12 protein-coding genes are annotated in these 13,684 nt (G+C 35.5%); 10 read left to right on the plus strand and 2 right to left on the minus strand.

All coding sequences use genetic code 11. The features are described from left to right. Positions 1 to 81 precede the first annotated feature (81 nt). The gene (locus tag DMB45_RS09390; RefSeq protein ID WP_110688709.1) at positions 82 to 1,620 is read right to left on the minus strand and encodes an MATE family efflux transporter; all 1,539 of its coding nucleotides are present in this window, start codon (positions 1,618 to 1,620) and stop codon (positions 82 to 84) included. Positions 1,621 to 1,753: 133 nt separating this feature from the next. After that, the gene (locus DMB45_RS09395; RefSeq protein ID WP_237143293.1) at positions 1,754 to 3,058 is read right to left on the minus strand and encodes a nucleotide sugar dehydrogenase; all 1,305 of its coding nucleotides are present in this window, start codon (positions 3,056 to 3,058) and stop codon (positions 1,754 to 1,756) included. A 1,605-nt stretch (positions 3,059 to 4,663) separates the two neighbouring features. Between DMB45_RS09395 and DMB45_RS09405 the strand changes: the two genes are divergently transcribed. The 10 genes from DMB45_RS09405 to wecC all read left to right on the plus strand — a co-directional run bounded on the left by DMB45_RS09405 (position 4,664) and on the right by wecC (position 13,682). Continuing rightward, on the plus strand, positions 4,664 to 5,938 hold the full coding sequence (locus tag DMB45_RS09405) for a lipopolysaccharide biosynthesis protein (protein ID WP_110688712.1): 1,275 nt from the start codon (positions 4,664 to 4,666) through the stop codon (positions 5,936 to 5,938). Between the two features lie 3 nt (positions 5,939 to 5,941). After that, positions 5,942 to 6,871 carry an AAC(3) family N-acetyltransferase gene (locus DMB45_RS09410; RefSeq protein ID WP_052634387.1) on the plus strand — a complete coding sequence of 310 codons (930 nt, stop codon included), beginning with the start codon at positions 5,942 to 5,944 and terminating at the stop codon, positions 6,869 to 6,871. Positions 6,872 to 6,875: 4 nt separating this feature from the next. After that, the gene (gene fabD / locus DMB45_RS09415) at positions 6,876 to 7,814 is read left to right on the plus strand and encodes an ACP S-malonyltransferase (protein ID WP_041502350.1); all 939 of its coding nucleotides are present in this window, start codon (positions 6,876 to 6,878) and stop codon (positions 7,812 to 7,814) included. Continuing rightward, complete coding sequence (locus tag DMB45_RS09420; RefSeq protein ID WP_041502351.1) at positions 7,811 to 8,038, plus strand: acyl carrier protein; 228 nt, start codon at positions 7,811 to 7,813, stop codon at positions 8,036 to 8,038. Before fabD ends, DMB45_RS09420 begins: the two co-directional genes overlap by 4 nt. Then, positions 8,038 to 9,099 carry a 3-oxoacyl-ACP synthase III family protein gene (locus DMB45_RS09425; RefSeq protein WP_110688713.1) on the plus strand — a complete coding sequence of 354 codons (1,062 nt, stop codon included), beginning with the start codon at positions 8,038 to 8,040 and terminating at the stop codon, positions 9,097 to 9,099. The genes DMB45_RS09420 and DMB45_RS09425 overlap by 1 nt, the downstream gene beginning before the upstream one ends. A gap of 23 nt (positions 9,100 to 9,122) precedes the next feature. Next, positions 9,123 to 9,860, plus strand: a complete 738-nt coding sequence (locus tag DMB45_RS09430; RefSeq protein ID WP_041502353.1) for an SDR family NAD(P)-dependent oxidoreductase — start codon at positions 9,123 to 9,125, stop codon at positions 9,858 to 9,860. Positions 9,861 to 9,867: 7 nt separating this feature from the next. Next, on the plus strand, positions 9,868 to 10,491 hold the full coding sequence (locus tag DMB45_RS09435) for an acetyltransferase (RefSeq protein WP_110688714.1): 624 nt from the start codon (positions 9,868 to 9,870) through the stop codon (positions 10,489 to 10,491). Positions 10,492 to 10,495: 4 nt separating this feature from the next. Further along, positions 10,496 to 11,134 (plus strand): MBL fold metallo-hydrolase, encoded by a 639-nt coding sequence (locus DMB45_RS09440; RefSeq protein WP_041502355.1) that lies wholly within the window; start codon positions 10,496 to 10,498, stop codon positions 11,132 to 11,134. Between the two features lie 212 nt (positions 11,135 to 11,346). Beyond that, on the plus strand, positions 11,347 to 12,414 hold the full coding sequence (locus DMB45_RS09445; protein WP_146216437.1) for a hypothetical protein: 1,068 nt from the start codon (positions 11,347 to 11,349) through the stop codon (positions 12,412 to 12,414). Positions 12,415 to 12,476: 62 nt separating this feature from the next. Next, a complete protein-coding gene (gene wecC, locus DMB45_RS09450; protein ID WP_041502357.1) occupies positions 12,477 to 13,682 on the plus strand; it encodes a UDP-N-acetyl-D-mannosamine dehydrogenase in 1,206 nt (401 codons plus the stop codon). The last annotated feature ends 2 nt before the right edge of the window (positions 13,683 to 13,684 follow it).

Raw genomic sequence — 13,684 nt, forward strand, 5'->3', positions numbered from 1 at the left:
ATGGACTGATTATTTTTCTGCTCAAACTATTCTCTTTCATTTTTTTTATAAAACCGTATAATAATTGATATACTTTTAATCCTAAAATATCTGCAACAATCTCGCTTTCAATCTATGCATAAATGATACGGTCAACTCTTTCTCTGTACGGGTCAATCCGCAATAATAGACTGAAAAGATAAAAAATAGACCGACAATAAAATAAGTCACCAAAAAGAAATGCTCTGGAATGAACAGTGAACAAATATAGGTCATAGCTAAAAGTACGGCAACTGGTATTAATTCATAAACAAATACATTATTAATAAAACTGGTAACAGACAATCCGCTTTCTATTTTAAGTAACAAAACCCTGGAAAGCGTACATACTATTTCAAAAAATACATAACACACCATAACGGAAACGGCAGACATTCCCATTTTTAAACAGAGATAAGCAAATGGTAAAGCCAAAATTTTTATGGTACTTGTAACAATTGAATATATTTTTATTTTTCCTATTGCTCTGTTTGCCACACCCAACCCCATCGTAAATTGATCCATCCAGGCTCCAAACAAGCTATACCGGCAAAAAGAAACGGCATAATCAGGTATTTCTCCCAACCATACCTGTAAAATCCGGTCCATATAAAAAAGACTGGGAATCGTTATCCAGGCAAATAGCAAAAAAGAAAACTTACTTGCCATTTCTGATAATTGAAACATTTTATTCCGGTCTTTAGCCCCTTCCGCCTTAACGATTTGTGGCTGCATGGCATTTATTAAAGAAGTCGATAAAAAAGAGATTTGTCCTATTACCTGTTGAGCGATCCCGTATGAAGCATTTAACGCTGTTCCGAAAAAACGATTCAATAATATAGCAATCCCTTGTGTACGCCCGACGATACAGCCAATACTATAAACTGTCCATCCCGTAAATACAAACAATTCTTTAAACAAATAAGGCTTAAATTTAAAAATAGAAGCCTGTTGACACTCGACATAATTTTTTTTACAATAAACATAATAACAAACAAAATCAAACAATGGCACCAAAGCAATTAAACAGGCGTAGTAAATCAGTTTATCAAAACCGACATAGGCAAGTGATATTGAGATAAATAATTTCAAAATGACATCTATCATCTGTATAATGGAAGTGTATACGATATTTTCATGCGCAATCAAAACGGCAAAATAAGAAGTACTTTGCATCGTAAAAAAGAGCATAAGCAACATACTATTATACACCCAATAAGCAGCCTCCACCCGGCTTTTATCAATATTCAGAAATTCTGTCAATACAAATTTCCGGCATAAAAACAAGAGCAAAACCAGACCTATGCTTGTTAACGATGTAATCACCAAACTGTTGCTCAGAATATCACATTGCTTATTCAAATCATTTTTCCCTTGATAAAAAGATAAAAAACGCTGAATTGTCGATGCCAAAGAATCTTTTATAAAAGACAACAGAGCAATAACCCCCGCAATAAGACTGTATAAACCGAAATCATCTACTCCCAGTTCTGCCAATATCAAACGAGAAGTATACAACAATATACCTGCAGATAATATACTTCTGATATATTGAACACCTGTATTTACAAAAACTCTCGTTGAAGTTCTTTCTATCCACACCTCTCTATTCTTATTATAAAAGAATTTTTACTTTCTATCACTGTAGATTTGCCCATTTACCAATGTTATTCGATTAAATTTCAAAATCAAAAAAAACAACAAATCTTTATATCAACAAATTACTCCTTTCATCCTATAACCTTCCGTCTACGATCGTCTTTTCGAGCACACCTTTTACATCATAAATCACACCATTATCTTTCAAAAATTTTTGAATCGGTAATTTTTTAAACTCATCGTGAGCGACAGCTAGAATAACAGCGTCAAATGAATGTTGCAAATCTTCCAATCCGGAAGCAAGAATTCTGATATTATATTCGTGTTCAACCTTTTCTTGATTTGCCCACGAATCATAAACGGTAATATTGGAGGAATATCCATGCAATGTAGTGTAAATATCTACAACCTTTGTATTTCTAATATCAGGACAATTTTCTTTAAACGTAATACCCAGAATTAAGATATTGGCATCTTTTACCAAAATCCCTTTTTTGTTCATCAATTTTATCACTTGATTGGCGATATAATTCCCCATACCGTCATTTAAACGCCTAGCAGCGGACATGATCCGGGGCAATACGCCGTATACCTGAGCTTTCTGTATTAAATAATAGGGATCGACACTGATACAATGTCCACCGACTAATCCCGGTTTTAACTTTATAAAATTCCATTTAGAAGAAGCAGCAGCAATCACCTCATTGGTATCGATTCCCATAGCATTAAATATTTTAGCCAATTCATTCATAAAGGCAATATTGACATCACGCTGGGAGTTTTCAATAATTTTAGAGGCTTCAGCCACCCGGATAGAAGATGCTTTATGAGTTCCGTTCACTAAAACGGAATTATACAAATTATCAACTATTTCAGCAACCTCAGGCGTAGAACCGGAAGTCACTTTTCTGATTTTTTCAACAGTATGTTCTTTATCTCCGGGATTGATCCGCTCCGGAGAATAACCGGCAAAAAAATCAACATTAAACCTTAATCCGGACACTTTTTCGACAACCGGCAAACACTCTTCTTCTGTAACACCCGGATAAACAGTTGATTCATAAATAACAATATCACCGGAAGAAATTACGTTCCCGACAGTTTCACTTGCTTTTATCAAAGGGGTTAACAAGGGTCTGTTATTATCATCAACAGGTGTGGGAACAGCAACGATATATACATTACAATCACGAATATCGTCTAAAACAGAAGAACAAACAAAACCATTTTTTAAAGCAGCTTGCAATAATTCGTCAGAAACCTCCAGAGTCGAATCATGACCTGACATTAAGGTATTCACACGTTCAACATTCAGATCAAAACCGACAGTTTGATATTTTGTCGAAAACAAACGCGCTAATGGAAGTCCGACATAACCCAAACCAATTACAGCAATTTTAACTGCACTATAATTATATCCCATTGATTCACTGAAATTCATACCAATAATTATTTACATTATGATTTCATTAATACTTATATACCAGCCAATTCTTATATATCACAAGACATTTATATTTATTAACTCCTAATAATCAGTAATCTGTACACCGTAATATTTTTATTTGGAAAATAAAAAATCATGTAAAATTCACGATCACCATTTATTGAAAAATTGCGGTCTCTAAATACTATTTGTAAGTTGATCAAATTCAGATATTTAGATTTTTGTCATTTCTTTTTGAACATTATTTAGACGAGTGTTTTTATTGAATTGGGTGTGCTCAGTGATTGTTTTTGTTGTTTTTCAAAAATCATTAATTGCTTTTGTGTCCATAAAAATCAGTCCGTTGTTTTTCCTGAAGAATAATCAGATAATAAATTTGACATTTGATTATATTTTCTGTTTTTTACAGGCTATTGAAATATTATTTTTAATAATTGCCCTCATGATACCTAAAGCTTTATGGTTAGAATTTTTTCTTACTGCAAAATCTTTTTATTCCAATATTTTGCATATATCCTTCTCGTGCTAAATAATTTTTTGATGACTAATAAATATTGCTGTATTGCGATACAATATTATGAATATTTATAAAAAGCGGATGTCGGTATACCAACTTCGAGTCTTGGCTCGATAATATATAATTTCTTTTGATTGGTCATTATAACTAAACACGGGTTAATATCTCTTCCGTATACATTAAATGCTATATTTGATGATAATAATTATATAGACAGTTCGTTATAGTCTGAGTCCATAAAATGAACTTTCATTTGTATAAATTGTTTAGTCAATAATATTAAGTTACATTTTGTTTATTTTGAAGTATAGCTACATCTTTAATTGTCAATATCATATTGTGTTTGTGTTAAATGTATTTATGTTAAATATGTGGCGTGTTTTTATCTTTCAATAAACGACCGATTAATGATAGTCATTTTTACATATAAATAAATCAGAAAAAAGATTAATATATATTATATTGGAATTTCTAAGACCTATAAATTATTTTACAGCTCCGCCCGGTCAATCCCATGTGGGATCTAATCAGACTTTTCAGTTTTGTATCATAAATGATACATTTTCGACCGCATTATAACGAGTGCAAAAGTAAAAAAATAATACTACATACAAAATAAACGACTCTTTTATCTCGCATTTAGCAAGCTTTTTTATCGATCATGCTCTTCACTATCATTTTATTGTTGAATTCATTTTTTCTGTTGCCGACATTTATTTTTTATATAAACCATTCATCATAGAACGTAAAGTTCTGTCAGGATTTATTATGTATATAAATTAACTTAATTATATATATAATTACATATCAAACATCAACTGAAAATATCATTAATCGGTCGTTTATTAAAAGATTTTTCACAACATAAAAAAACATTTAATAAGGTTATATAAACCACTAACAAACAATAATTTGACATAGTCAAATATAATAAAAAACAACTAACAATATTTTATAATTTAAAGTACTAAATATCCGCTTGCTGAGAATTAAAATACAATTACAAATTAGTTATATCCCAAAATAAGTAATCATTGAGATACAATCGCTCATCAGGATAGTACTTCGCAATTTATTAATTAATGGCATTTGATTTTTTAGGTTTTTATAAAAACAGTTCTTTTGCGAGAAATGCATTGACCTTAACCATAGGTACAACCATTGCTCAATTTTTGCCACTATTAATTTATCCTGTTCTTGCGCGAATTTATAGTCCTGAGCAGTTCGGCATCTTGGCATCATTAACTTCGCTCATATCGATTCTAACTGTTATCTCTACAGGAAAATACGAATTTGCTATTCTGGTAGCAAAAGATGATAGAGATGCCGCCAACATCACTTGTTTATCACTGGTAATCAGTGCTCTATTCTTATTATTTATTTTATTGCCATTGTTTTTCTTCCGGGACGAAGTTGGGAGATTATGTGGTAATAATTCGGAATATTGGATATTAATTTGTCCGTTTGCTGCTTTCTTTATCAATATTTTTAACTGTTATAATGAATGGTGTGTCAGAAAAAAATATTATTTCAATTTATCTATAAATAAAATTACCAATTCCGTATCCGTAACGTTAGGTAAACTACTATTCGGATTTACAAAATTTCAAAATTCAGGTTTGATCATCGGAGATATCATTGGGCGAATAATCACTGCCTTATGTTGTGTTTTCCGTGTGTTAAATAAAGATTGGGATATCTTTAAAAAGGTTACCTACAAAGGGATAAAAACAATGGCTCTTAAGTTCATCGAATTCCCTAAATATACAATGCCAGCCCAATTACTGAATACTATAGGAGGATCTGTTCCAATATTAATACTCGGAGCTTATTACAATAACACTGACGTCGGTTATTTTTCTATGGCAATAACAATACTCAGCGTACCGATCAGTGTAATAAGTATATCAATACGAGACACTTTTAGACAAAAAGCGAATGAAACATATTTGGAACAAGGAAATTTCAGGGGACTATTTGTGAAATTATTTAAGATTCTTTTTGTATTAACTTTAATGGCTTCCCTAACCGTTATCTATTTTTTACCCGATCTTTTTGCATTCGTATTAGGTAAGCCATGGTCAGTAGCAGGCAAATACGCCCAAATATTACTTCCCATGATCGCCATTGATTTTATTGCAATATCCTTATCTGGGGTATTAATCATAACCAACAAACTAAAACAAAATTTAATATGGCAATTATACTATACATTCGCCTCTATCGCACCGTTAATAATCGCTTATCTATGGGATTGTAACATTTACTATGCGTTAATATTATTTAGTGCCTTCAGAGCTTCTGCCTATATATACTTATTGTTTTTATCGTTCTATTATTCAAAAGGAGAAAAATAGACAATGATTCATTATCAAGGTTTAAGAAAAAAATTAATTAGAATCGCAAAAAGAATTTTGGGTATACCTCAAAATCAAACATTAACTCTTAGAAGTTTTCAGAAGTATTTTAGGTTAAGATTCGGACCTTGGGTATATAAAAAGAAAATAAATACTAAAGATATTATAGAGGAGATGAAAAAAATGGGAATGAAAAATGGAAGTAATATCTTCATTCATTCTACCTGGGATGAAATGTATAATTATAACGGCTCTGAAGAAAATCTGATAGATGCGATTTTAGAAGTAATCGGCCCTGAAGGGACATTAATCATGCCGGCCTTGCCCCTATTACGTAAAGGGAAAATTTTTGATGTGAAAAAGAGTATTACAGGAGCAGGGACTTTGGCCGAAACTTTTAGAAGGTATCCCGGCGTAAAAAGAAGCATCAATGTGCAACATTCGGTTTGCGCTTTAGGTCCCCAAAGTGACTTCTTACTCAAGGAACACCATTTAGGAGAATCTTGCTGGGATGAGAAATCTCCTTATTTTAGGTTGTCTCAGATTGACGCATTAGTTTTTACACTCGGTCTAAGAAGATATTATATCGGAACAATGCTACACTGCGTAGAATCTGTATTAAGAAAAAGTTATCCTTATTATTCTTCTTTTTACACCCGGGAGCCGGTCAAACATGAATATATAGATTATGACGGCGAACATAAGTATTATTACTGCTATGATAATAGATATGTCAGATATAAGTTTTTCGCAACCAAAAGAATGACAAAAAAGCATTTCAATAAAAATTGGTATGCCTGTTCTCAAATCTCAAATTTAATTATCGGAGTATATCACGCAAAAGAGATAATACCTCATTTAATCAACTTGGGAAAAAAAGGAATCGACGTGTATCAAAACTCAGGAAAAAGAGGTTATAAATTTGACAAGTAATAAAATGAAGAAAGCATTCATATTTCCAGGACAAGGCTGCCAGAAAGAAGGCATGGGAAAAGAACTTTACGAAAACTTTCCCCGGGCCAAGGAACTTTTTGAACGGGCTAATGATTTTTTCGGCAGGCGTATAACCGATGTTATGTTTCGTGGAGATGAACTGGAATTAATGGAAACTAAAAATACACAGCCTGCCGTTTTCGTGTATGAGGTCGCCACGGCCTTAACACAAAATGAAATTCAACCGAATGTTGTCGCTGGACATTCTTTAGGAGAATTCGCCGCTTTGGTTGTAAACGGTTGTTTATCCTATGAAGATGGTTTAAATCTTGTTTTGAACAGAGCTTTAATCGGCCAAAAAGTATGCGAAAAATTTGACACGGCCATGGGAGCCGTTATCGGTTTTCCGGATGAATATATTCAAAAAAGATTAAAAGAAATCTCTGAAGAGTCCGGTGAACCTATCTACTTTGCGAACTATAACGGCCCCGGTCAGGTAGTCATTACAGGCTCGAAGGCAGGAGTAAAAATAGCCTGCAAAACATTTAAAAAAGAAGGAGCCAAAAAGGCCGTACCCTTAGCCATCGGGGGATCGTTCCACTCCCCGTTTATGTTAGAAGCGGAAAAAGAATTAGGTAAAATAATCAGAGACACGGAATTCAGAAAACCACGTTGTCCCATTTACCAATGCGTGGACGGGAAAGCTCATGTCAACCCCAAAGAGATCCAAGATAATCTCGTTATCCACATAACACATTCCGTATTATGGACTGCCATGGTCAATAATATGGTAAAAGACGGAGTAACGGATTTTTACGAAGTCGGCACGGACGATACGCTGCAAAAGATCGTTACTCGCATGTATCCCGATAAAAAAGTAACTTCCATTTGGGAAATAGAAGAGTATAATAGTATAAATCCATTTAAAGAAAAAGAATCATGAAATTAGAAGAATTCGTACAGTTATTCGCAGAACAATTTGACGATACCCCGGTTGAAAAATTCACACCTTCAACAATCTATAAAGACTTAGGTGAATGGGGATCATTGGTGGCACTGTCTATAATTGCCATGGTCGACGATGAAATGGGGAAACGCATTTCGGGAGGAGATTTAAGATCTTGCAAAACCATAGAAGATTTGTATAATTTGATTGAGTCCAAGTAATGGCATTTCTTGAAGTCAAAAAAGTAAAGGTAGCAGGAATTTCAGCTTGTGTTCCTTCCGGCGTGGAAGAGACATTCGATTACGATCTTTTACCAAGAGAGATGCTGGAAAAGTACGTAGAATCAGTAGGTGTATTGAAAAAACACCGGGCAAAGGAAGATCAATGCACCTCTGATCTCTGCTGTGAAGCGGCTGAAAAATTGATAACGGATCTGCAATGGGATAAATCTGAAATCGATTTGTTAGTATTTGCCTCGCACACGGGAGACTATAAACTCCCTTCCACGTCTTGTACTCTTCAGCATCGTTTGGGTCTACCGACAGACATCATGGCATTTGACATAAACCACGGATGCTCCGGGTATTTATACGGTCTGAGCATCATCGGCAATTTGATGTCAACCGGATCTTTTAAAAAAGGTTTACTTCTGGTCGGAAATACGCAATCCAAAAATGTCAGCTATTACGACCAAAGTACCTATTTGATATTCGGCGATGCGGGAACGGTTACCGCTTTGGAATATCAACCGGACAATTACGACTTAATGAAGTTTCACTTTCTCACGGACGGTTCCGAGTTCAGCTCCGTGTATATTCCCGAGGGGGGATACCGGCATCCTATCACTCCGGACTCTTTCGTCATGGAAGAAGACGAGGAGGGCATAAAGCGGAACAAGACACACCTGAGAATGAACGGGACAGATGTTTTCTCTTTTGCCAATTCTTATATGCCTAAATCTATCGGGGCCTTGATGAATCACTACGATATCAATAAAGACGATATCGATTTCTTAGTCATGCATCAGGCCAACAAATTTTTATGCGAAAAGATTCGCAAAAAAATAAAGATACCGGCAGAAAAGACTCCTTATACGTTTCCCGATTACGGAAATACGAGTGGGGGTTCCATCCCGTTAACCATGACGTTAAAATTAAACCAGCCGTTAGCGAAAGAGAAATTAAAGTTACTGATGTCGACTATTGGAGGTGGGTTCTCCGTGGCATCTGCATACATCGAGACGCAAGGTGATATACATTGCTCTGACCTTGTATATTTATAAATCTACATGAATAACGCGAATACATGAATCCCTTCAATTTACAAAACAAGACCATACTTGTCACGGGAGCCTCGTCGGGGATAGGTAGGGCTACCGCCATAGAATGCTCAAAAATGGGGGCCTCCCTGATCATCACGGGACGTAACGAGTCCCGTCTACGGGAAACATTGAATTTATTGGAAGGAGAAAATCATCAATCCGTGCAGACCGATTTAACTTCCGATGCCGGAATTGAAGCACTATGCCATCGGATTGATAAAATAGACGGGGTCGTGTTATGTGCCGGTATTAATGATAAATCGTTAATTAAGCATGTCAATCGGGATAAAATAGATCGAATGATGAACATTAATTTATTCGCACCGATTTTATTAATTCGCTCTCTATTAAAATCAAAAAAACTGAACAAATTCGCATCGGTGGTCATATTATCATCCATTTCCGCCTACTATCCGGCAGTTTCCAATGGATTGTATGCAGCCTCAAAAGGAGCATTAAATTCATTCTCTAAAATATTAGCGTTGGAATTACTACCTCTAAAAGGCAGGGTTAATTGTATCCAGCCCGCTTTCGTTGAAACCGAGATGCTAAAAAAATATACACTGCAAGAAGAGATTGAAAAAATAAAAGAAGATTACCCATTAGGAAGATTTGCCCGACCGGAAGAGATCGCCTATGCAGCCATCTATTTTTTGTCTGACGCATCCCAATGGGTAACCGGTAATTTTTTCATCATGGACGGAGGATTTACTTTAAGGTAAGTATGTTATGAAAAAACTGATCATAATCGGCACCGGCAATTTCAGCAAAGTCGTTGAAGAATACGCACGCAAAAGCATGGCATACAACAAGGAGTGGGTGATAAAGGGATATCTAAAATCTGAATTCGATACACCGAATGACACACCCACCCTCACTTCAACGGTAGAGGAATACTCCATAGAACCGGAAGACGTTTTTATCTGTTCGTACGTGAACGGACAGGAACGGGAGATTGTAACACGGTTCATAGAAGCTAAAGGCGGACATTTCATCAACATTATTCATCCTTTCGCTAATATTTGTTCTTCCGCCAAATTAGGAAAAGGGAATATAGTAGGAGCTTTTACTACGATATCGGTCAACACGACAATCGGGAACCACACTATTGTACAAGATCATTGTAACGTGGGACACGACTCGGTAATCGGGGACTATTCCCATCTTTACGTTGGAACACTTGTCTGCGGTAAAAACAGGATCGGGAACGGAGTATCCGTTTTCACGGGATCGGTTATTTATCCCGGTTTACCAATCGGGAATAAAGCAACCGTAGGAGCGGGAAGCGTCGTGATGAGAAAAGTGAAAGAAAATTCGATCGTGGTGGGAAATCCGGCAAAGGTAATGGATTAAAGACTTGGTTCAGATAAAAAGAATAATAAATTCTCCGGTCTCTTCCAATTGCTATATCGTGTCGCTCCCGAATCGGAACGATTGCATTGTGGTGGATCCGGGAACACCCGATCCTGTTTCAATCGTTTCTTTCTGCCGGGAGAATAATTTGGAACCAGAATATGCCATACTGACACATGAACATTATGACCATTGTATCGGATATAACGAATTAAAAAGATATTACCCGGACATCAAGTTAATATGCTCATCCGTCTGCGCCCAAAATATCCGGTTACCGGAATGGAATCTTTCCAAATATGCAGAAAATGTCATGCAGACAAGTATTCAAGAGGCAGATATCCATATTGAAGATACAAGTAATCCGCTAAATTGGAATAATTGTTTCATTCGCTTCTTTCTAACCGAAGGGCACAGCAAGGGAAGTATCTGTTTCAGTATCGACGAGAAGTTTTTATTCACGGGAGATACTCTTATACCTGGTTATAAAACGATTACCAAATTAAAAGGCGGTTCAAAAGAAAAATTATCGGAATCTTTGAATAGATTATCAAATTATTTCAAGGGTAAAGAAAGTGAACTAATAATCTACCCGGGACACGGGGAAAGTGTTTTGTTCAAAGAAATTAATCATAAAGATTGAATCTTATTACAATTCGAAAAATGTTTGAAACCAAATACGGCAATCTTTGGATTATTCTTTCAATTATCTTATACAGAATAACATTAGATTATTCTTATGAATTGGTTATATCAGATACATTCGCCTATATGGGACTTGGTAATAATTTTAATACAAGCAATTACATCATATCATGGTGTTTTTTATTGACATTCGTTCCGTTTATCACGAATATGAATAAAAATATCACATATTCCAATTGTGTATTATTACTGCTTTCCGCCATATCGCTCGTTCCTTCCACGACTTTAATAGCCTATTTGGATTTCGATGCTAAGTTTGTTTTACTGCTGTATATTTATTGGTTATGTTTTTTTTCATATAACGCCTTTTTTCCTAAATTTCAAATCAAAACGAATAGTAATAAAAAATTGTTTCTTCTGATAAGCCTGTTATTATGCATGAGCGTACTGTACATATCGTGGAAATACACCGGATTCAGATTCCATTTCGGGCTTAAAGATGTTTATGATCTGAGATTAGAGGCAAGAGAATACAACGTCGGAGCGATCGTCGGTTATTTAGCAACAGCAGCCAATAAATTATTGCCCATTATTTTGATTTATTGTATTTTAAAAAACAAGAAAATCGCATCTATCGCATTGATAGTTGTTATCCTTCTCAATTTTGGTATAGAAGGTAGTAAAGGTGTTTTATTTTCATTGTTTTTGTGTGTATTAGGTTTCTATTTTTTTAGGTATAAACGAACGATACTGGTATACGGAATGCTTGCTCTAATGAGTACTTGGAGTATTGTGGAATTTATTTTTCTTAAAAAATTTTTTTCCGGTTTTATAATTTATAGAATGTTATTGATTCCGAGTCAATTGAATTATTGCTATTATGACTTTGTTAAAGATAACGAGCTCGATTTCTTCAGACAAGGTTTTTTAAGACATTTGGGATTCGAATCTCCCTATGAAGGGGGAATCGAATTTTTAATTGGTTCCAGATATTTCAATGATTATGAGACACGGGCAAATAATGGATTATTTACCGATGCCTATTATAATTGCGGGATCATAGGAATATTAATGTTTCCCCTGATATTGATTTTTTTATTAAAATTAATAGAATCCGTATCGAATGGAGTAGATGAAAGATTGATGTTTGTTCCTGTGTATATGGTCGCTTTGGCATTTTTAAGTACGACATTTACAACGGCACTATTAACCCATGGCCTTTTATTGTTGATGTTGATGTTATACTGTATTCCCCGGAATAAAGATGTCTATCAATAAACTATTTCCACCCAACTATTCTTCTGTATTCTGGATTGTTTAAATTAATATATAAATAATTTATGAAAGCATGTTTTATGGGGTTAGGCTATATTGGCTTACCCACAGCTATTATTGCCGCCAAGCATGGCATACAAGTAACCGGTGTAGACATCAACCCTCAAGTGGTAGAACTTACCAGCAAGGGACAACTACATATTATAGAGCCCGGACTGGAAGAATATCTTCAAGAGGTAGTTCAAAACGGATATTTGCGTGCTTCTTTGCAACCTGAGACAAGCGATGCTTATTTCATCGTGGTCCCCACTCCTTTCAAAGGGAATCATGAACCGGATACCTCTTACGTTGAAGCTGCGACCCATAGTGTTTTACCTTTCTTAAAAGAAGGAGATTTATATGTCATCGAATCAACGTCCCCGATCGGCACCACGGATAAAATGAAAGAATTAATATTTTCTAAACGCCCGGAACTAAAAGATAAAATTTACATTGCTTATTGTCCTGAACGGGTTTTACCGGGAAACGTGATTTATGAGTTGGTCCACAACGATCGGGTAATCGGGGGTATAAATCCTGAATCTACCGAGAAGGCTTCTGCTTTTTACGGTCAGTTTGTTCAAGGGACCTTACATAGGACCAATGCACGAACGGCTGAGATGTGCAAACTTACCGAAAATTCCTCCCGAGACGTCCAAATCGCCTTTGCCAACGAGTTATCATTGATTTGTGACAAAGCCGGGATCAACGTGTGGGAATTAATAGAACTGGCCAATAAACATCCGAGAGTCAACATCCTTCAACCGGGTTGCGGAGTCGGTGGACATTGTATAGCGGTAGATCCTTATTTTATTACGGCTGATTTTCCCATGGAATCCAAAATTATTGCCGACGCCCGGGAAATCAATAACTATAAATCATTTTGGTGCGCAGAAAAAGTACAGAATGAGATGCTGAAATTCGAATTGAAGAACCATCGTAAGCCGGTCGTAGCTATGATGGGACTTGCGTTCAAACCCAATATCGACGATCTCAGAGAATCTCCGGCCAAATACATAACCAGCAAAGTAATGCAAAGCTGCAATAACGCCGATATTTTAGTTGTTGAACCTAATGTTCAGGACCATAAAGTATTCAAACTGACTAACTATAAGGAGGCTTACAACAAAGCTGACATCGTTGTTATGCTCGTCGCACACAATGAGTTCAGGGAACTACCTTGGACAACTCAAAAAATAATGCTCGATTTCTGCGGAATCTATAAAAAATAAGG

Origin of the sequence: Sanguibacteroides justesenii (assembly GCF_003204205.1) — a bacterium.
Classification (GTDB): Bacteria; Bacteroidota; Bacteroidia; order Bacteroidales; family Marinifilaceae; genus Gabonibacter; species Gabonibacter massiliensis.

Coding starts and splice junctions, on each gene's coding strand:
- DMB45_RS09420 (WP_041502351.1), top strand. CDS start 7,811: ATGAAATTAGAAGAATTCGTACAGTTATTCGCAGAACAATTTGACGAT.
- DMB45_RS09445 (WP_146216437.1), top strand. CDS start 11,347: ATGAATAAAAATATCACATATTCCAATTGTGTATTATTACTGCTTTCC.
- DMB45_RS09425 (WP_110688713.1), top strand. CDS start 8,038: ATGGCATTTCTTGAAGTCAAAAAAGTAAAGGTAGCAGGAATTTCAGCT.
- fabD (WP_041502350.1), top strand. CDS start 6,876: ATGAAGAAAGCATTCATATTTCCAGGACAAGGCTGCCAGAAAGAAGGC.
- DMB45_RS09410 (WP_052634387.1), top strand. CDS start 5,942: ATGATTCATTATCAAGGTTTAAGAAAAAAATTAATTAGAATCGCAAAA.
- DMB45_RS09430 (WP_041502353.1), top strand. CDS start 9,123: ATGAATCCCTTCAATTTACAAAACAAGACCATACTTGTCACGGGAGCC.
- DMB45_RS09405 (WP_110688712.1), top strand. CDS start 4,664: ATGGCATTTGATTTTTTAGGTTTTTATAAAAACAGTTCTTTTGCGAGA.
- wecC (WP_041502357.1), top strand. CDS start 12,477: ATGAAAGCATGTTTTATGGGGTTAGGCTATATTGGCTTACCCACAGCT.
- DMB45_RS09395 (WP_237143293.1), bottom strand. CDS start 3,058: ATGAATTTCAGTGAATCAATGGGATATAATTATAGTGCAGTTAAAATT.
- DMB45_RS09435 (WP_110688714.1), top strand. CDS start 9,868: ATGAAAAAACTGATCATAATCGGCACCGGCAATTTCAGCAAAGTCGTT.